14 protein-coding genes are annotated in these 19,367 nt (G+C 58.5%); 11 read left to right on the top strand and 3 right to left on the bottom strand.

Annotation, left to right across the window (positions count from 1 at the left end; translation table 11 throughout):
• The first annotated feature begins 15 nt into the window (after positions 1-15).
• The 3 genes from ACR0L3_RS17895 to ACR0L3_RS17905 all read left to right on the top strand — a co-directional run bounded on the left by ACR0L3_RS17895 (position 16) and on the right by ACR0L3_RS17905 (position 3,689).
• Complete coding sequence (locus ACR0L3_RS17895; RefSeq protein WP_480747124.1) at positions 16-1,371, top strand: formimidoylglutamate deiminase; 1,356 nt, start codon at positions 16-18, stop codon at positions 1,369-1,371.
• Positions 1,372-1,384: 13 nt separating this feature from the next.
• Entirely contained in the window at positions 1,385-2,089 is a 705-nt protein-coding gene (locus tag ACR0L3_RS17900; RefSeq protein WP_480747125.1) for a GntR family transcriptional regulator, read from the top strand.
• Between the two features lie 82 nt (positions 2,090-2,171).
• Positions 2,172-3,689 carry a malonate--CoA ligase gene (locus tag ACR0L3_RS17905; RefSeq protein WP_480747127.1) on the top strand — a complete coding sequence of 506 codons (1,518 nt, stop codon included), beginning with the start codon at positions 2,172-2,174 and terminating at the stop codon, positions 3,687-3,689.
• On the opposite strand, the gene ACR0L3_RS17910 is transcribed toward ACR0L3_RS17905, so the two are convergent.
• The 3 genes from ACR0L3_RS17910 to ACR0L3_RS17920 all read right to left on the bottom strand — a co-directional run bounded on the left by ACR0L3_RS17910 (position 3,676) and on the right by ACR0L3_RS17920 (position 7,338).
• Complete coding sequence (locus tag ACR0L3_RS17910; protein WP_480747128.1) at positions 3,676-4,413, bottom strand: metallophosphoesterase family protein; 738 nt, start codon at positions 4,411-4,413, stop codon at positions 3,676-3,678. The genes ACR0L3_RS17905 and ACR0L3_RS17910 overlap by 14 nt on opposite strands.
• Before the next feature lie 117 nt (positions 4,414-4,530).
• Positions 4,531-6,126 (bottom strand): phosphoglycerate dehydrogenase, encoded by a 1,596-nt coding sequence (serA, locus tag ACR0L3_RS17915; protein WP_480747129.1) that lies wholly within the window; start codon positions 6,124-6,126, stop codon positions 4,531-4,533.
• Positions 6,127-6,183: 57 nt separating this feature from the next.
• Positions 6,184-7,338, bottom strand: a complete 1,155-nt coding sequence (locus tag ACR0L3_RS17920) for a phosphoserine transaminase (protein WP_480747130.1) — start codon at positions 7,336-7,338, stop codon at positions 6,184-6,186.
• Between the two features lie 285 nt (positions 7,339-7,623).
• Between ACR0L3_RS17920 and ACR0L3_RS17925 the strand changes: the two genes are divergently transcribed.
• From ACR0L3_RS17925 to ACR0L3_RS17960, 8 genes are all read left to right on the top strand, one after another.
• The gene (locus ACR0L3_RS17925; protein ID WP_480747131.1) at positions 7,624-8,208 is read left to right on the top strand and encodes an ANTAR domain-containing response regulator; all 585 of its coding nucleotides are present in this window, start codon (positions 7,624-7,626) and stop codon (positions 8,206-8,208) included.
• On the top strand, positions 8,205-9,377 hold the full coding sequence (locus tag ACR0L3_RS17930; RefSeq protein ID WP_480747132.1) for an ABC transporter substrate-binding protein: 1,173 nt from the start codon (positions 8,205-8,207) through the stop codon (positions 9,375-9,377). Before ACR0L3_RS17925 ends, ACR0L3_RS17930 begins: the two co-directional genes overlap by 4 nt.
• A gap of 273 nt (positions 9,378-9,650) precedes the next feature.
• Positions 9,651-11,018 carry a CmpA/NrtA family ABC transporter substrate-binding protein gene (locus ACR0L3_RS17935; RefSeq protein ID WP_480747133.1) on the top strand — a complete coding sequence of 456 codons (1,368 nt, stop codon included), beginning with the start codon at positions 9,651-9,653 and terminating at the stop codon, positions 11,016-11,018.
• Positions 11,019-11,103: 85 nt separating this feature from the next.
• On the top strand, positions 11,104-12,189 hold the full coding sequence (locus ACR0L3_RS17940) for an ABC transporter permease (protein WP_480747134.1): 1,086 nt from the start codon (positions 11,104-11,106) through the stop codon (positions 12,187-12,189).
• Positions 12,190-12,194: 5 nt separating this feature from the next.
• Entirely contained in the window at positions 12,195-13,880 is a 1,686-nt protein-coding gene (locus ACR0L3_RS17945) for an ABC transporter ATP-binding protein (protein ID WP_480747135.1), read from the top strand.
• A 6-nt stretch (positions 13,881-13,886) separates the two neighbouring features.
• Complete coding sequence (nirB, locus tag ACR0L3_RS17950) at positions 13,887-16,319, top strand: nitrite reductase large subunit NirB (protein ID WP_480747136.1); 2,433 nt, start codon at positions 13,887-13,889, stop codon at positions 16,317-16,319.
• The gene (gene nirD / locus ACR0L3_RS17955; protein ID WP_480747137.1) at positions 16,316-16,648 is read left to right on the top strand and encodes a nitrite reductase small subunit NirD; all 333 of its coding nucleotides are present in this window, start codon (positions 16,316-16,318) and stop codon (positions 16,646-16,648) included. Before nirB ends, nirD begins: the two co-directional genes overlap by 4 nt.
• Positions 16,645-19,275: a molybdopterin-dependent oxidoreductase gene (locus ACR0L3_RS17960; RefSeq protein WP_480747138.1), complete on the top strand. Its 2,631-nt coding sequence runs from the start codon at positions 16,645-16,647 to the stop codon at positions 19,273-19,275. Before nirD ends, ACR0L3_RS17960 begins: the two co-directional genes overlap by 4 nt.
• The last annotated feature ends 92 nt before the right edge of the window (positions 19,276-19,367 follow it).

Here is a 19,367-nt window from a genome sequence, read left to right on the forward strand (position 1 = left end):
CATTATGAGAGCCAGATGTTTATTCACGCTAAAACAGCCTTATTAGGCTCTAAATGGGTTCACAATGTTCGGATCGAAATCGTCCACGGACGCATCAGCAAGCTGCAGATAGAAGCGACAGCATCACCTGATGACACGCAGGTGGATGTTCTTTTGCCGGCTCTGGGAAACCTCCATAGCCACTCTTTCCAACGGGCCATGGCTGGCATGACCGAAACCCGAATGGCTGGACGCGAGAGTTTCTGGTCATGGCGGAACCTCATGTATCGGTTTCTGGACAACCTGACGCCCGAGCTAATCGAAGCCATCGCCGCGCTGGTTTTCATGGAGATGCAAGAGGCCGGCTACGCTTCGGTCGGTGAGTTTCACTATGTCCACCATCAACCCGGCGGCAGTCCTTATGATCACCTATCAGATCTCAGTCAGCGGATCTTTAGCGCAGCTGAGCAGACAGGTATGGGATTGACGCACCTGCCCGTGCTCTACAGTTACGGTGGCGTCGCGCAGGAGGCGCTTTCAGGTGGACAGCTAAGGTTTGGCAATGACGTGGACCGGTTTCTGAAACTGACAGAGGAATGCCGTGCTGTTCTTCCGCACGAAGACACTAGATTGGGGATTGCACCACATTCCCTGCGCGCAACGACTCCTTCCGATCTGTCCAAGGTTCTTCAGGCCACACCCGAAGGCCCCATACATATCCATATTGCCGAACAAACAAAGGAAGTCGCCGACGTTCAATCAGCGCTGGGACTACGCCCCGTGGCTTGGCTGCTGGACAATGCCGAGGTCAACGCAAGATGGTGTTTGATCCACGCCACCCATATGACAGACGCCGAGACCCAGGGTTTGGCACGGTCCAACGCAGTCGCCGGGTTGTGTCCGATCACCGAAGCCAATCTGGGCGACGGTATTTTCAACGGCGTCACATACATCGCTGAAAAAGGTCGGTTTGGCGTGGGCTCAGACTCTAATATAAGGATTTCTCTTCCAGAAGAGCTCCGCACTCTGGAATACTCCCAGCGCCTGCACAACCGTGAGCGCGCGGTTCTGGTCATTGGTGAAGGCTCAGTCGGACATGCGCTTTACACGGGCGCGGCGCAGGGCGGTGCACAGGCCCTTGGTCGCGATGCCGGAGAGATAGCCGAAAACAAGCTGGCCGATCTGGTCGCCATCGATCGGAATCACCCAGCGCTCTGCGCCCTCGCGGATGATCAACTGCTGGACGGGCTGTGTTTTGCCGCGCCCGATGGTCTTGTGACCGATCTGTGGTCTGCCGGGCGTCATATGGTGAAACAGGGCCGCCACGTAGCGCGCGACCGGATCATTCCCGCCTACAGATCCGCAATTGCGGGCCTGTTGGCCGCGGTCTAAAGGTACACCCACCATGCCCCAACCCAATGAAACCACCAGTTACAAAGACATCAAGAAAACCGTTCTAACGCGTATCCGGTCGGGCGAATGGAGGCCCGACTCTCTACTGCCCAACGAGCAGGAGCTTGCGATCGAATTCTCTTGCACCCGGACCACGGTGAACCGAGCATTGCGGGAACTGGCAGATGAGGGTTATCTGGAACGCCGCCGAAAGGCCGGTACACGTGTACTCAGCGCGCCGCATCGGCAGGCTCGGTTCAGCATCCCCATGGTCCGGGACGAAGTCGAGGCATTGGGCGGAACTTATCGCTATGCGCTGGTTTCCTCTGGCTCGGAACCTGCTCCGGAATGGCTCAGCGCGCGTCTGGGACTGAGACCGAAGCAAAGTGTAGTGCATGTGCGATGCATGCACTTCAACGGTAACACGCCGTTTCAGTACGAAGACCGCTGGATCGTTTCAGCATCGGTCCCGCAAGTCGAGCAGGCGGATTTCTCGGAAATCGGTCCGAATGAATGGTTGATCCAGACCGTCCCCTTCACCAATGTCGAGTTAAGCTTTTTGGCCAGTCGTGCCGACGCAACCGTCTCTGGATTTCTGGATGTCCCGGAAGGTGAGCCGGTGTTCACTGGCGAGAGGATCACATGGCTGCAGGGGAAACCGGTGACCTTTGCCAAGATGTTCTTTGCTGCCGGCTATCGCATGACCACGCAATTCTGACCTTTTGCCGATTTCTGCTTTACCCACCATCCAATCCAATACAGATTCACCATGGATTGAGCAGGCACATAGGACGAACGATATGGGCAACCCGCTTTATGACCGACTATTTGGCATTCACGCGGGCAAGGACACGCCATTTCTGCATTTGCCGGACGGCCAAACCCTGACTCATTCAAACTTCCTGGACATGGCCGCCCAGATTGCAAACGCACTGACTGGGTATGAGCTGGAGCCGGGTGAACGCGTCGCGGTGCAGGTTGAAAAAGCTCCCGAGGCGTTGGCGCTTTATGCCGCCTGCGCGCAGACTGGTCTGATTTTTCTGCCGTTGAACACGGGATACACAACAACCGAGTTAACCTACTTCATCGAAAACAGCGGCGCGAAACTGGTCGTCTGCGACGCATCAAAGGCCGAGGGGCTTGCCCCTATTGCCACGGCCCAAAATGCGCGGTTGGAAACCTTGAACGCGGATGGCTCGGGTAGCCTAATGCGGCGGGCTTTGGGGATGCTTCCCGCGATGGAACCCGTGAAACGAACAGAGGATGATCTGGCTGCGTTCCTTTACACCTCTGGCACTACGGGGCGGTCCAAGGGCGCGATGCTGACGCAAAAGAACTTGCTTTCAAATGCCGAAACGCTGGTTAAAGAATGGCGTTTCACCGGCGAAGATGTGCTATTGCATGCGCTGCCTATCTTTCACTCGCACGGGCTGTTCGTCGCGACGAATGTGGTGTTGTCCTCAGGTGCCTCGATGATCTTTATGCCTAAGTTCGATCTTGAAGACATGCTGCGCCTGATGCCCCAATCCACGTCAATGATGGGCGTTCCGACATTCTACACTCGCCTGCTGGACGACGAGCGCTTTAGCAGAGATTTGAGCCGACACATGCGCGTGTTCATCTCAGGTTCGGCCCCTCTTTTGGCCGAAACCCATGAACGGTTCGAGAAGCGGACAGGCCACCGGATTCTGGAACGATACGGTATGACCGAGACGAACATGAACACCTCGAACCCCTATGACGGCGAGCGTCGCGCAGGCACGGTTGGGTTCCCCCTGCCCGATATTGAACTTAAAGTTACTGATCCGAATACAGGGACCGAGTTGCCACAGGGCGAGATCGGAATGATCGAAGTACGCGGCCCGAACGTTTTCGAAGGCTATTGGCAGATGCCCGACAAAACAGCCGCCGAACTGCGCGAGGACGGCTTCTTTATCACCGGCGATCTGGGACGCGTGGATGCGGATGGTTATGTCCATATCGTCGGGCGCGACAAAGACCTGATCATCTCAGGTGGCTATAACATCTATCCCAAAGAGATCGAATTAATGCTGGACGACCAACCCGGCGTATTGGAAAGCGCGGTAATCGGCGTGCCGCATCCAGATTTTGGTGAGACCGTTCTGGGCATTCTGGTGCCCGAACCTGGTCGGACACTGGGCCTTGATGCCATTCTGGCCAATGTGCAGACCGCGCTGGCCCGCTTCAAACATCCCCGCAAGCTGATCGTGCTGGACGAGTTGCCCCGCAACACGATGGGCAAGGTGCAAAAGAACGTGCTGCGTGAAGACTATAAGGACATGTTTACGGCTGGGTAGGCATCAACTGCGCCCGGCCACTTTCGGTCAACAGCCAACAATCCCGGCCTTCAAACACCGCCGGCACCAGCGGTCGCCCCCGGCCCGCGCCACCGTCAAGGTTAATCCGGTTTCCATAGTGTTTCGCCTGCTGCACGACTGTATGACCATGCACGACCAACCATGGGTGTTGACGGGGATCGTCCAGAAACTCTTTTCGTATCCAGACCAAGTCATCTTGGGTCTGATCGATCAGCGGCACACCGGGGCGGATACCAGCATGGACAAACAATACGTCTTCCTCAAGATGGTATGGCAGCAAACTGTTCAGAAACTCGACATGCTCTGGCGGCACTACGTCACGGGCACGGTCAAGTATTCGGTGAATTCGCTCGTCCGGCGGGAAATCGACTCCATATGAGGCCAGCGTTTCAGTTCCGCCCAATCGGTCATGCAACCAATGCTCACCCACCCTCAGCTTAGCCTCCGCGGTGGACCCGTCACGCATGAAGCGCGCGAACATCCTGTCATGATTTCCAAGCAAAAAGATCCAATTCCGCCTCGCCTGTTGACCGGCGACCAATTGGTTCAGAACGCCGCGGCTGTCCGGTCCACGGTCGACATAGTCACCAAGGAAAACAATGCGCGCATCCGGACCGCCATCCTGTTCGATCAGGCGCAGCGCGTTTTCCAGCATTTCCAACTGACCGTGAATATCGCCGATGGCGTAAATGGGGGACGTCATGAAAAACCCTCAGGCAAAGCGAACACCATGCTTGTGGCGCGAATTACAGAGCGGGAAAAGAAAATACCCGCGCCTTGAAGGGCACGGGTACAAATTGTCTCAGGAAATCAACACCAATTAGGCGACGTCGAATTCCAATGGTTTGATCTGGGTGAACAAACCGGTTTCCGCCAGTTTAGCGCGTGCCTCTGCCGGCACCGGCTCGTCCACGTAAAGCAATGCGATCGCCTCACCGCCCGCCTCGGACCGGCCAAGGGTAAAGTTGGCGATGTTCACATCATTCTCACCCATGGTCTGGCCCAGCGCACCGATGATGCCCGGCACATCTTCGTTGGTGGTGTAGAGCATATGCGCACCGATCTCGGCATCGATATTGATACCTTTGATCTGGATAAAGCGCGGCTTGCCGTCGCTGAACACCGTGCCACCGATGGACCGTTCACGCTTTTCAGTCACTACCGTCACTTTAATATAACCTTCGAACGCACCGGATTTGTCCTGATTGGTAGTCGACAACTGAATCCCACGTTCTTTAGCCACGACCGGCGCCGAGACCATGTTCACCTCGGGATTGAACTTTTTCATGATGCCCGCGACCACAGCACAGTTCAGCGCCGCAAGGTTCATGGTCGATGCCACACCGTCATAGAGGATGTTAATCGCCTTGATCGGTTCATCCGTCATCTGACCTATAAAGCTGCCCAGATGTCCGGCCAGTTTGATCCACGGCCCCATGACTTTGGCCTCTTCGGCTGTGACGCTGGGCATGTTCAGCGCGTTTTCCACCGCCCCGGTCAGCAGGTAGTTCGAGATCTGTTCAGCCACCTGCAGCGCCACGTTTTCTTGCGCCTCGGTCGTTGCCGCACCCAAATGCGGCGTACAGACTACGTTGGGCAGGTTGAACAGGGCATTTTCCTTGGCCGGCTCTTCGCTGAACACGTCAAAGGCCGCGCCTGCAACATGCCCAGATTGCAGGGCTTCGGCCAGTGCCTCTTCGTCCACCAAACCGCCACGCGCGCAGTTGATTATGCGCACACCCGGCTTGGTCTTGGCGAGGTTCTCGCGGCTCAGGATATTGCGCGTTTGATCGGTCAGCGGCACGTGCAATGTGATGAAGTCGGCGCGGGCCAACAGCTCGTCCAGTTCGACTTTTTCGACACCCATTTGCGCTGCTTTCTCTTCGCCCAGATAAGGATCATAGGCGACAACCTTCATCTTCAGGCCAAGCGCGCGTTCACAGACAATACCGCCAATGTTGCCCGCACCGATGACGCCGAGGGTTTTGTTGGTCAACTCAATGCCCATGAACTTAGACTTTTCCCATTTGCCCGCATGGGTCGAGGTAGAAGCCTCGGGGATTTGACGTGCTACTGCAAACATCATCGCAATCGCATGTTCAGCGGTGGTGATCATGTTACCGAACGGCGTGTTCATCACGATCACACCTTTTTTCGACGCCGCTTCCTTGTCGATATTGTCGGTGCCGATTCCGGCACGACCGATCACTTTCAGCTTGCCGGCCTTCTCTAGAATGGTCGGCGTGACCTTGGTGGCCGACCGAATGGCAAGGCCGTCGTATTGGCCGATCACCTCGGCCAGTTTGTCTTTGTCTTTACCCAGATCGGGCATGAAATCCACGTCAATGCCGCGATCGCGGAAAATCTGCACGGCGGTTTCGCTGAGCTTGTCAGATACGAGTACTTTAGGGGCCATATCTCTGGTCCTTGAATTGTATGGAAGGTCCGGGCCGGTTGCGGCCCGGTAAAAAAATCAGGCAGCTTCTGTTTGCGCCGCAATCTCGGCCTCAAAGGCCCAAGCGAGCCAAGGCAGCATCGCCTCGATATCCGAGGTCTCAACTGTACCGCCGCACCAGATGCGCAGCCCCGCAGGAGCGTCACGATAGGCCCCGATATCCAGCGCGATATTCTCAACCTCCAGCCGTTTGGCAACGGCCTTGGCGAAGGTGGCACCGTTCTGAATGCGCGCGTCAGTGAATTTCAGGCAAACCGAAGTATTCGATTGCGTTGCCGCATCTTCTGCCAGATTGGCGATCCAGTCGTTCTGATCACAGAACGCATGCACGGCTCCGGCATTGGCATTCGCGCGGGCGATCAGCCCTTGCAACCCGCCAACCGAGCGGGCCCAATCCAAAGCGAAGAGGTAGTCCTCAACAGCCAACATCGAAGGCGTGTTGATCGTGGCACCGGTAAAGATACCGTCGATCAGCTTGCCACCTTTTGTCAGGCGGAAAATTTTGGGCAGAGGCCATGCAGGCGTGTAGCTCTCCAACCGTTCCACAGCGCGGGGCGACAGGATCAGCATGCCATGGGCCGCTTCTCCGCCCAGCACCTTCTGCCAGCTAAAGGTGGTTACATCCAGCTTGTCCCAGGGCAGGTCCATCGCAAAGGCCGCCGAAGTCGCGTCGCAGATCGTCAAGCCCTGACGGTCTTCGGCAATCCAGTCACCATTGGGAACCCGAACGCCCGAAGTAGTGCCGTTCCATGTAAAGACAACGTCATTGGCAAAATCGACCGAGGTTAGATCGACAATCTGCCCATAGTCTGCGGTTTTCACCTCGGCTTCGATCTTCAGCTGTTTGACAACGTCGGTAACCCAGCCAGCGCCAAAGCTTTCCCACGCCAGCATCTCAACCTTACGCTCACCCAGCAGCGACCACAGGGCCATCTCAACCGCACCGGTATCCGAGGCGGGAACGATGCCGACCTTGTAGTCTGCTGGAATGCCCAGAATCTCACGTGTGCCTTCGATGGCCGCCTTCAGCTTGTCCTTGCCAACAGCGGCGCGGTGCGAACGACCCAGCGCAGCATCGGCCAGTTTGGTCAGATCAAATGTGGGGGGTTTGGCGCAGGGGCCCGAGGAAAAACGCGGATTTACCGGCCGCGTTGCCGGTTGTTCGATAGCCATAGGTGTTACCCTTCCAGATATACGCCCCTCGTTGGGGAGGGGTGTCCCACGGGCAGAGCTACGGCGCGCCTGCAGCATCAGCAAGCAGAAAAGACGCTTTGATTCCGAAAAACGACACCTCAGCCCTCCCAATTTGCGGTCGCAGGTTTCCGATAGGCGAAAGATCTACGGGTTTTGAACACTGGCCGACGCACGTTTGACTATTTTTTCAGCACTCCTTTTTTAACTCAGGCAGTTTGCACCTCATTCTCTTGAGCTTGAGAAATGAGCCGGTGAAAAAGTGCAATGTCTGACGCCCTGACCATTGTCGTAGTTGAAGAAGACCGAGAGCGTGCAATCGCCATCGTTGACGCTTTGAAAGCGTCGGGATCTTACGATGTGCACGTGATTGGAAACGTTTCCAGCCTTGCGCGCAAGATCGCCGCCCTAGTACCGGATGTGGTGCTGATCGACATCGACAACCCGACTCGCGACATGCTTGAAGAGCTCACGCTGGCCTCAGGTCCGTTAGAGCGCCCAGTCGCCATGTTCGTTTCTGGCGCGGCGGGGGATTTGGCCGCCACAGCGATTGAAGCAGGTTTGTCGGCCTACGTCGTCGACGGGATGCAGCCCGACAGGCTGAAACCTGTGCTGGACGCCGCGATTGCCCGGTTCCAGATCGTCCGTCAGATGCGTCGGGAACTGGCCGAGACCAAACGCGCGCTGGAAGAACGCAAGGTGATCGACCGCGCCAAAGGCCTGCTGATGAAAGCGCGCGGCGTCGAGGAAGAAGAGGCTTATGCCCTGCTGCGCAAAGCCGCAATGGATCAGGGCCGCCGCGTTGCCGATGTGGCCGAGGCGCTGGTCACCGCCTCGGGGTTGTTGTCATGAATACTGTGACCTTACCCGTCGCCTATGTGCCGCTTGTAGATGCCGCCCCCCTGATCGTCGCGCATGAAATGGGGCTGGCCCGCGCTGAAGGCATTGAATTGGACCTAATCGCCGCTCCGTCTTGGTCGTCGGTACGTGACATGCTGGCATTCGGTCGTGTGGATGCGGCGCATCTTCTATCGCCCGTACCGGTGGCGATGGCTTTGGGATTGGGCGGCGTAACGCAACCTTTGTCTGCGGTGTCCGTTCTTTCGGTGAACGGTGACGTGATAGGCATCAGCCACGCGCTTGAAGTCAGACTGAGAGAAATCGGCTACGAGTTCGACTTCCGCGATCCGTTTCTTGCCGCCAAGGCGCTGGCCTCTGTCGCCGACAAGCCGCTAGTCATTGGCGTACCCTTCCCTTTCTCGCTTCATATGGAGCTGCTGCAATGCTGGCTTGAGGCCACCGATCTGTCGCGCATCGGCGTCGAAGTCCGCACGATCCCGCCCCCGTTGATGGCGCAGGCTTTGGCCGAAGGCGATGTGGACGCGTTTTGCGTTGGTGAGCCGTGGGGTTCTGTCGCAGTGGAATCCAAAGCGGGAGCATTGTTGTTGCCCGGTCAGGCGATCTGGGCTTTTGCGCCGGAAAAGGTGCTGGCCGTGCGAACTGAATGGGCGGATACCGAACCACATTTGCTGGGCAAGCTCATGCGCGCGGTTTGGCGGGCCGGTCGCTGGCTGGATCAACCCGGCAGTCAAACCGCCGCGGCCGAAATTCTTGCACGCGAAGCCTATCTGAATCTGCCTTCTGAATTAATCGACCGTGCTTTGTCAGGGCGGTTCACCATTTCTGGTCAAGCTGAACAACGTAAAGTTCCGGGGTTCCTTGAATTTCATGACGGTGCGGCGAATTTCCCGTGGCGCAGTCAGGCCAAGTGGATCGCCTACCGGCTCGCCGAGCGTTACAATCTAGACCCGCACATGGCCCTGGCAAAAGCGGGCAGCGTATTCCGAAGCGATATCTACCGTGACCAGATGTCCGGGTTGGGCGCGGACCTGCCCGGCGCGTCGGAAAAACTTGAAGGCGCGATTCGCGAAACAACCCCGGTGGCCTCACATAACGGACAGTTGTCGCTGAAACGGGACGCGTTCCTGGATGGGCGCATTTTTGATCCTCAGGATATCTGACGCCTAAAAAATGGGCATCGGCCAAGGGTCGGGATAGCAATTGCAGAAAACTTCGCCGCATTGCAGCAAAACTTCTTGAACCGCGCCCACTCTTCTTCAAGTTTGATTCCAACGGCACGCAATGGCGTGTGTCGCAAGAATTCATCCCAAAGTTTGGGACCGACTGAGCAAAGCCGCTCACTCTCTGGCCACCTCCTCCCGGTCAGAGCGTGAAGCGGCTTTGTTTGTTTTTAACCCCCGGAAGACTGGGAACAGAAAAAGGGACAGACCCACATGAAGAAATTCCTTGCAGGCCTTGTCGCCACAACAGCCCTGATCAGCCCGGCCATGGCCGAAACGCTGGAACTGGAAAAAGACGAACTGACCTTTGGCTTCATAAAACTGACCGACATGGCCCCGTTGGCCGTCGCTTATGAAAACGGCTATTTCCTCGACGAAGGTCTGTTCGTCACGCTTGAAGCACAGGCCAACTGGAAAGTGTTGTTGGACGGTGTGATCGACGGTCAGCTGGACGGCGCGCATATGCTGGCCGGGCAACCTCTGGCCGCGACCATCGGTTATGGCACCGAGGCGCATATTGTCACCCCGTTCTCGATGGATCTGAACGGCAACGGTATCACCGTGTCGAACGAGGTCTGGGAAGAGATGAAGCCGAACATCCCGGTGATGGATGACGGTCGCCCACAACACCCGATTTCGGCTGAGGCCCTGGCCCCGGTGGTTGAGAAGTACAAGTCCGAAGGCAAGCCGTTCAACATGGGCATGGTCTTCCCGGTTTCGACCCACAATTATGAGCTTCGCTATTGGCTGGCTGCTGGTGGTTTGCATCCGGGTTATTACAGCCCCGATAACGTGACCGGTCAGATCGGCGCGGATGTGTTCCTTTCCGTGACACCTCCGCCGCAGATGCCCGCGACTTTGGAAGCAGGCACTATTTATGGCTATTGCGTAGGGGAACCGTGGAACCAGCAGGCCGTATTCAAAGGCATCGGCGTTCCGGTCATCACCGACTATGAGCTGTGGAAGAACAACCCCGAAAAGGTCTTTGGCATCACTGCTGAATTCGCCGAGGAATATCCCAACACCGCCCGCGCTGTCACCAAGGCTCTGATCCGCGCTGCGATCTGGCTGGATGAGAACGACAACGCAAACCGTCCCGCCGCGGTCGAAATGCTGAGCCAGCCGGAATATGTTGGCGCCGACTATGACGTGATCGCGAACTCAATGACCGGGACATTCGAATACGAAAAGGGCGACAAGCGCGACGTGCCCGATTTCAACGTGTTCTTCCGCTATAACGCGACATACCCCTTCTATTCCGACGCCATCTGGTACCTGACCCAGATGCGCCGCTGGGGTCAGATCGCCGAGCCGCAGACCGACGCATGGTATGATGAGGTTGCGAAGTCGGTCTATCGCCCCGACATCTATCTGGACGCAGCACGCATGCTGGTGGACGAAGGTTTGGCGAATGAGGCCGACTTCCCTTGGGACAGCGATGGCTACAAGGCTCCGACGCCTGCCGAAGATATCATCGACGGCATCCCCTATGACGCCCGCCAACCCAACGCCTATCTGCAAAGCCTGCCAATTGGCCTGAAGGGCGAGCAGGTCGTCATCGGCACCGAAGTACAGGGCTAATCCATTTCCCCGGCCTAAGTGGCCGGGGTTTCCCACTTACACAGAATTTCACCCCGCCCGGACATCCGGGCCAGGAGACCGCAAGATGACAGCAATCGACCACGATACGCTATCCAACGAGGCTGAACGCGAGGCGCGCCGCGCCCGCCTGTTCACCCGGATCAACTCTGCCGACAAATGGTTTCAGGTTCTGGGCCTAGCCTGGATCACCCCTGTTCTGAAGGCCGCCGCAGGTGACAACCCGCGCGCCCAGATGGGTGAAATCTGGCGCTTGCTGGCCGTGCCTTTGCTGGCGATCTGCGCCTTTTTGCTGCTGTGGGGCACAATGGCACCGAAGGTACAGACGTCACTCGGTGCCGTTCCCGGACCGGCTCAGGTCTGGTCCGAGGCGGTTAGCCTGCATCATGATGCGCAAGCCAAAGCTGCCAAGAAAGCCAAATTCGAGGCGATGGTCGAAAAGCGGAACCAGAAGTTCATCGACGCAGGGCAGGCCGACAAGGTCAAGGAAGTCGCCTATACTGGCGCGCCAAGCTATTACAACCAAATCTGGACCTCGATCAAAACGGTCTTTTTCGGGTTTCTGATCGCGACCATCGTCGCCGTACCGCTGGGCATCATGGCGGGCTTGTCGCCCACTGCAAACGCTGCGCTGAACCCGTTGATCCAGATCTTCAAACCGGTCTCGCCATTGGCATGGTTACCAATCGTGACCATGATCGTCTCGGCCGTGTACGTCACCAATGACGGCTGGTTCGCCAAATCCTTCCTGATCTCGGCAATCACCGTGACGCTGTGTTCGCTGTGGCCGACTCTGATCAACACCTCGCTGGGTGTGGCGTCGATCGACAAGGATCTGGTGAACGTGTCGAAGGTTCTGAAAATGAACACCTACACCAAGATCACCAAGCTGGTGCTGCCCTCGGCCCTGCCGCTGATCTTCACCGGTCTGCGCCTAAGCTTGGGTGTTGGCTGGATGGTTCTGATCGCGGCCGAGATGCTGGCGCAGAACCCCGGTTTGGGCAAGTTCGTCTGGGATGAGTTCCAGAACGGCTCCTCCAGCTCGCTGGCCAAGATCATGGTGGCTGTCTTCACCATCGGCATCATCGGCTTCCTGCTGGATCGCGTGATGTACGCGCTGCAGTCCCTGTTCACCTTCTCGAACAACCGGTGACCCAAATGGCTGTGATGGAATTCAAGAACGTCAGCAAATCCTTCGGCACCGGCACTGCTGCGACGGATGTGCTGAAAGACATCAACCTGTCGGTCGAAGAAGGCGAGTTTGTGGTCTTGCTGGGCTTTTCGGGCACCGGCAAGACCACCCTGATCAATCTGATGGCGGGGATCGAGTTCCCCACCAAGGGCAGCGTCACTTTCCGCGACAAAGCCATCTCCGGCCCAGCGCCGGAACGAGGGGTGATCTTTCAAAACTACTCGCTGATGCCGTGGCTGACGGTGACGGGCAATGTGCGGCTGGCCGTGGATGCCGTCTTCCCCAAGATGCCCAAGGCCGAGAAAGAGGAAAAGGTTGCGCATTACATCCGCATGGTCGGCCTGAGCCACGCCGCCACGCGCCGTCCTGCCGAGCTGTCGGGCGGAATGCGACAGCGGGTGAACGTGGCACGCGCGTTGGCGATGGACCCCGAGGTTCTGCTGCTGGATGAACCCTTGTCGGCGCTGGACGCGCTGACACGTGGCAATCTGGCGGAAGAGATCGAAAAAATCTGGGAAGAGAACCGCAAGACCTGCGTCCTGATCACCAACGACGTGGACGAGGCGATCCTGCTGGCCGACCGTATCATCCCGCTGAACCCGGATGGCACGCTAGGGACCGAGTTCAAGGTCTCGATCCCTCGCCCCCGCGACCGCTCGGCCATGAATCATGACGAGACGTTCAAAACCCTGCGCGCCGAGGTGACCAAATACCTGATGGATGTGGGGATTGAGGCCAAGGTCGAAGGCACCCGCATCCTGCCCGAAGTGACCCCGATCCACGGCGTACCCACGGCAGTTAAAGAGGCGCAGGATGGCTTGATAGACGAACGCTATCTGGATTTCAGCCAGCTGCACAAGGTCTACCCCACGCCCAAGGGCCCGCTGACTGTGGTCGAGGATTTCAACCTCAAGCTCAATCGCGGTGAGTTCATCTCGCTAATCGGCCACTCGGGTTGCGGCAAGTCGACAGTGTTGACCATGGCCGCCGGTCTGAACGACATCTCGAAAGGCGCGATCAAGCTGGACGGCCGCCATGTCGAAGGCGCCGATCCGGAACGCGCCGTGGTGTTCCAGTCGCCCTCGCTGTTCCCTTGGCTGACCGCGAAGGAGAACGTCTCGGTCGGTGTCGACCGCGTCTACCCGCGCGCCAGCCAGGCTGAGCGTCAGGATGTGGTGGAATACTACCTTGAGCGGGTCGGTCTGGCCGATGCGATGGATAAATCCGCCGCAGACCTTTCGAATGGCATGCGCCAGCGCGTCGGTATCGCACGCGCCTTTGCGCTGTCTCCGAAACTCTTGCTGCTGGATGAACCGTTCGGGATGCTCGACAGCCTGACACGGTGGGAGTTGCAAGAAGTTCTGATGGAGGTTTGGTCGCGAACCAAAGTGACCACGATCTGCGTCACCCATGATGTGGACGAGGCGATCCTGCTGGCCGACCGCGTGGTGATGATGACAAACGGCCCGCAGGCCACGATCGGCAAGATCACCAATGTTGACCTGCCGCGTCCGCGCACCCGCAAGGCGCTGCTGGCCCATCCCGACTACTACGAATACCGGCAAGAGGTTTTGGATTTCCTCGAAGAATACGAGCACGGCGCAAAGCCCAAGCCCAAAAGCCCTGCCCCCAAAGCCATTGCTGCGGAGTGAATTGATATGAAACAACGACTAGTGGTCATCGGTGCCGGCATGGCCTCGGGCCGGGTTCTGGAACACCTGACCGACGCCGCCCCCGATGCCTTTGACATCACCCTGTTCAATGCCGAGCCGCGCGGGAATTACAACCGCATCATGCTCAGCCCGGTTCTCGCTGGCGATCAGACTTATCAAGAGATCGTCACCCATGACGACGACTGGTATGCCGAGCGTGGCATCACCTGTCGGTTCGGCGAGAAAGTGGTCAAAATCGACCGCGAACTGAAAGTGGTCGAGGGTGAGAACGGCCACGTTCCCTATGACAAACTAATTTTCGGCACCGGATCGAACCCCTTCATGATCCCCATGCCGGGACACGATCTGGACGGCGTGATCGCCTATCGCGATCTGGAAGATACCGAACAGATGATGGGCATGGGCACCGGCAACAAGGTGGTCGTGATCGGCGGCGGCTTGCTGGGCCTTGAGGCCGCCGCAGGCATGGCTGCGCGCGGCGCCGACGTGACGGTGGTGCATATCATGGGCCACCTGATGGAGCGTCAGCTGGACCCTGCCGCAGGCTACCTGCTGAAAAAATCGCTAGAAGAAAAAGGCATCACGGTTCTGCTGAACGCAAAATCGACCGAGATTGCTGGCGAGAATGGTAAGGCCCGTGCGTTGCTGCTGGAGGACGGCACCGAACTTCCTTGTGACCTGTTGGTTATGGCGGTGGGCATCCGGCCCAACGTTGCACTGGCACAGGACACGGGCCTAGCCGTGGGGCGCGGCATACACGTGGACGATCAGATGATCTCCTCGGATGCCGACATCTTTGCCGTTGGCGAGTGTGTCGAGCATCAGGGCGAGATTTTCGGCCTTGTTGCGCCGCTATATGACCAAGCCAAAGTGCTGGCGCAGACCCTGCTGGGAGAGGATGCCGCGTTCAAACAGCGCTCTTTGTCGACCAAGCTGAAGGTCACCGGCTGCGATCTGTTCAGTGCGGGCGATTTTGCCGAGGGCGAGACCCGCGAAGACATCGTTTTCCGCGATCCGGCGCGCGGCGTCTACAAACGGCTGGTGCTGGAGGACGACAAACTGGTCGGCGCGGTCATGTATGGCGACACCGGCGACAGCAACTGGTTCTTTGGCCTGATCCGCGACGGCGAAGATGTGTCCGAGATGCGCGAGACGCTGATCTTCGGTCCGGCCTATCAGGGGGGCGGCTCTGCGGACCCTCTCTCAGCCGTTGCAGCATTGCCGCCTGAGGCGGAAATCTGTGGCTGCAACGGCGTGTGCAAATCCGACATTACCGCTGCTATCGAAGGCGGCGCCAACGATCTGGGTGCCATCCGCGCAACCACCAAGGCCAGCGCGTCCTGCGGGACCTGCACCGGTCTGGTGGAACAATTGCTACAGGTCACTCTGGGTGACGATTTCCAGATGCCCACCGCGCAGCCCATCTGCGGCTGCTGCGATCTGACCCACGAAGACGTCCGCCGCCTGATCAAATCGCAAGAGCTGAAAAGTCAGGAGGCCGTCTGGCAGGAGTTGGGCTGGAAAACGCGCAATGGGTGCCATGTCTGCCGCCCTGCGGTGAACTATTATCTGCTGGCCGACTGGCCGCTCGAATATCAGGACGACCCGCAAAGCCGTTTCGTCAACGAACGCAAACACGCAAACATCCAGAAGGACGGCACGTTCAGCGTGGTGCCCCGGATGTGGGGCGGTATCACCAACCCAGCGGAGCTACGCGCGATTGCTGATGCAGCCGAGAAATACGATGTGCCCACGGTCAAGGTCACCGGCGGTCAGCGTATCGATCTGCTGGGCGTTAAAGGAGCGGACCTGCCTTATATCTGGTCCGATCTGAACAAGGCCGGGCTGGTCTCGGGACATGCCTATTCCAAGGGTTTGCGTACGGTGAAAACCTGCGTCGGCACCGACCATTGCCGGTTCGGTACGCAGGACAGCACCGGCCTGGGCGTGAAGCTTGAGAAGATCCTGTGGGGATCGTGGACGCCTCATAAGCTGAAACTGGCTGTCTCGGGCTGCCCGCGTAACTGCGCCGAGGCGACCTGCAAGGACATCGGTGTGGTCTGCGTGGATTCAGGCTATCAGATCAGCATCGGCGGTGCGGCAGGTATGGACGTCAAGGAAACCGAACTGCTGGTTCAGGTCCCGACCGAGGACGAGGCTATCGAGGTCGTGATGGCCGTCACTCAAGCGTATCGTGAGGGCGGCAAGTATCTGGACCGTCTCTACAAGTGGATGGCGAAGGTCGGCCTGGACTGGATCAAGGAAACTGTGGTGGACGATCTGGACAGCCGCCGCGCATTGGTCGAGCGGTTCGAACTTAGCCAGTCCATCTATCGCAAAGACCCATGGGCCGAGCAGGCGAAAGAGGCGCCGCGTTTTGCGCCTCTGGCCGATCTGACACTGGAGGCCGCGGAATGAGCTGGATCGACATCGGACATATCGACGACATCCCCCTGCGTGGCGCGCGCGTGGTGAAAACGCCGGTCGGCTGCATCGCCCTGTTCCGCACGGCGAAGGACGAGATCTTCGCAGCCTCGGATCGCTGCCCCCACAAGGGCGGACCACTTTCGGAAGGTATCGTTCACGGCCAGTCCGTCACATGTCCGCTACACAATTGGGTATTCGATCTGAACTCGGGTCAAGCGCAAGGCGCGGATGAAGGCCAGATCGCCACCTATCCGGTGCAGTTGGACGGAGACCGTATCCTGCTGGACAGCACCTCGGTGGGCCAAAGGAGCGCTGCGTGAAGGACCTGAATACTTGCGCCAAACGGTCAACTTGCCCCTATTGTGGGGTCGGCTGCGGTGTTCTTCTGCAGCCTGACGGCGCCGGGGGACTGACCGTCACAGGCGACCCCGAGCATCCAGCCAATCACGGGCGGCTTTGCTCCAAAGGTTCTGCGCTGGCCGAAACCATCGGTCTGTCGCACCGCCTGCTGGTGCCGCGTGTCTCAGGTGTTGAAACAGGTTGGGACGACGCGCTGCAACTGGTCGCCGACCGCTTCCGCGACACAATCGCGGAACATGGGCCGGATTCGGTCGCATTCTATGTTTCAGGCCAATTGCTGACCGAGGATTACTATGTCGCCAACAAGCTGATGAAAGGCTTTATCGGCTCGGCCAATATCGACACCAATTCGCGGCTCTGCATGGCCTCGACGGTGGCCGGACACAAACGCGCTTTCGGCACCGACACAGTACCCGGCACCTATGAGGATATTGACGAAGCCGATCTAGTCGTTCTGGTCGGCTCGAATCTGGCGTGGTGTCACCCCGTTCTATATCGGCGCCTGATGGCGGTGCGGCAGGTCCGCGGGACAAAGATCGTGGTGATCGACCCTCGCCGCACTGCGTCCTGCGACAGCGCCGATCTGCATCTGCCGCTGGCTATTGGCAGCGACGTGGCGCTGTTCAATCACCTGCTAACCCAGATCGACGCGCGCGGATTGGTCGACACGAACTTCCTGCACCATACGAACGGGTTCGCCGAGGCGCTATTGAGCGCACAGGGTGACAATGTCGCGGTCACCGGGTTGAACCCTGAAGATATCGAGACCTTTTGCGAGATGTGGACTGGCACCGAAAAGGTTGTGACCATCTTCAGCCAGGGCGTGAACCAATCAAGCGCGGGCAGCGACAAGGTCAGTGCAATCCTCAACTGTCATCTGGCCACAGGTCGGATTGGCAAACCAGGCTGCGGCCCTCTTTCAGTTACCGGCCAACCCAACGCCATGGGCGGGCGAGAGGTCGGCGGGCTGGCCAATATGCTCGCCTGCCATCTGGATATAGAAAACTCAGACCACCGTGCCGCCGTCCGTGATTTCTGGTCGGCACCGACCATGCCCAAAGCCCCCGGTCTGAAAGCGGTGGATATGTTCCGCGCCGTCGGTGACGGGCGGATCAAAGCCCTGTGGGTGATCCACACCAATCCCGTGGTTTCCATGCCCGAGGCCGACGCGGTCCGAGATGCCATCGCCGCTTGCCCCTTCACTGTCGTCTCGGACATCACTGATCGCACGGACACAGCTCGGCTTGCTGATGTATTGCTGCCTGCCGCAGCTTGGGCCGAGAAAGACGGAACCGTCACCAATTCCGACCGCACTATCAGCCGCCAACGTAGGGTTGTTCCGGCACCGGGTCAGGCCCGTGCTGATTGGGAAATCTTGTGCGAGGTTGGACGCCGCATGCGCTGGACAGCCGCCTTTGATTACCAATCACCCGCCGAGATCTTCCGCGAATACGCCGTTCTTTCCGGAATAGCGGCTCGGTTCGGAAAGGATTTCGATATTTCGGGCCTCGCTGACCTGAACGCGGCGCAATATGACGCACTGGCCCCCACGCGCTGGCCTGTGACTGAAAACCGCAAGGGCGGTCGTTTTTTTGCGGATCGGCAATTTTTTCACTCCGATGGCAAGGCGCGACTGTTGCCGGTTACGTGGCGTGCCCCCGCGGTCAAGACCGAACCGCGCTACCCGTTCCGCCTGAACACCGGAAGGCTGCGGGACCAATGGCACACTATGACGCGCACCGGGTTATCTGCGCGCTTGTCAGCGCACTTGCCCGAGCCGTTTCTGGACATCCACCCTGAAGATGCCTGCGCCCGCCAGATCGCCGCTGCTGATCTGGTCGAAGTCCGCAGCCCTCACGGCACCGCCATCCTACGCGCCCGCATCAGCTCTGACGTTACCCGCGGCCAGGTTTTTGCCCCGATCCACTGGACCGGAGAAACCGCACCCTCAGCCCGCATTGACACAGTGGTTGCGGCCGACGTCGATCCGATTTCAGGTCAGCCCGAAAGCAAAGCGTCCGCCGTGAACGTCACCCGATTCAACGCGGCATGGTACGGATTCGCGGTTTCTGACCGCGAGATGACTCCAAACTGCGATTACTGGGCTCAAACCCCCACTAAATCTGGATATCGTGCAGAACTGGCTGGGCTGACACGGATCGAAGACTGGCACGTTGCGGCTCGTGATCTGTTTGGCCTGCCAAACGCAGAAATCACTGCAATGGAAGACCCTGCCCGGGGTGTGGCCAGATTGGCTTGCCACCGACACGGGCGAATGGTGGCCGCCCTGTTCATCTCACCCAAGCCGGTTGCGGTGATGCGGGATTACTTATCAACTCTGCCGCAAGTGCCCGATCTCGGCTTGTTGTCTGGCCGCGCCCCGGCGGACATGCCGGACCCGGGACCAATTCTGTGTTCCTGTTTCGATGTCGGCGTGAACACAATCCTGACCGCAATTGAAACCAAAGGTTTGCTGACTGTTGAAGCCATAGGTGAAGCCTTGCAAGCCGGGACCAATTGCGGCTCATGCCGACCTGAATTGGCTGCACTGTTGGCGTCGTCTCAGCGGAAAGAAGCAGCAGAGTAGACCCCCCGCCAAGGCGGGGGGGTTGTTTTGTTGTTGCTGTTTATTCTGCGGCTTCTTTGTATGCGTCCATTGGGGGGCATGTGCAGACGAGG

This window comes from Ruegeria sp. CK1, assembly GCF_056536545.1.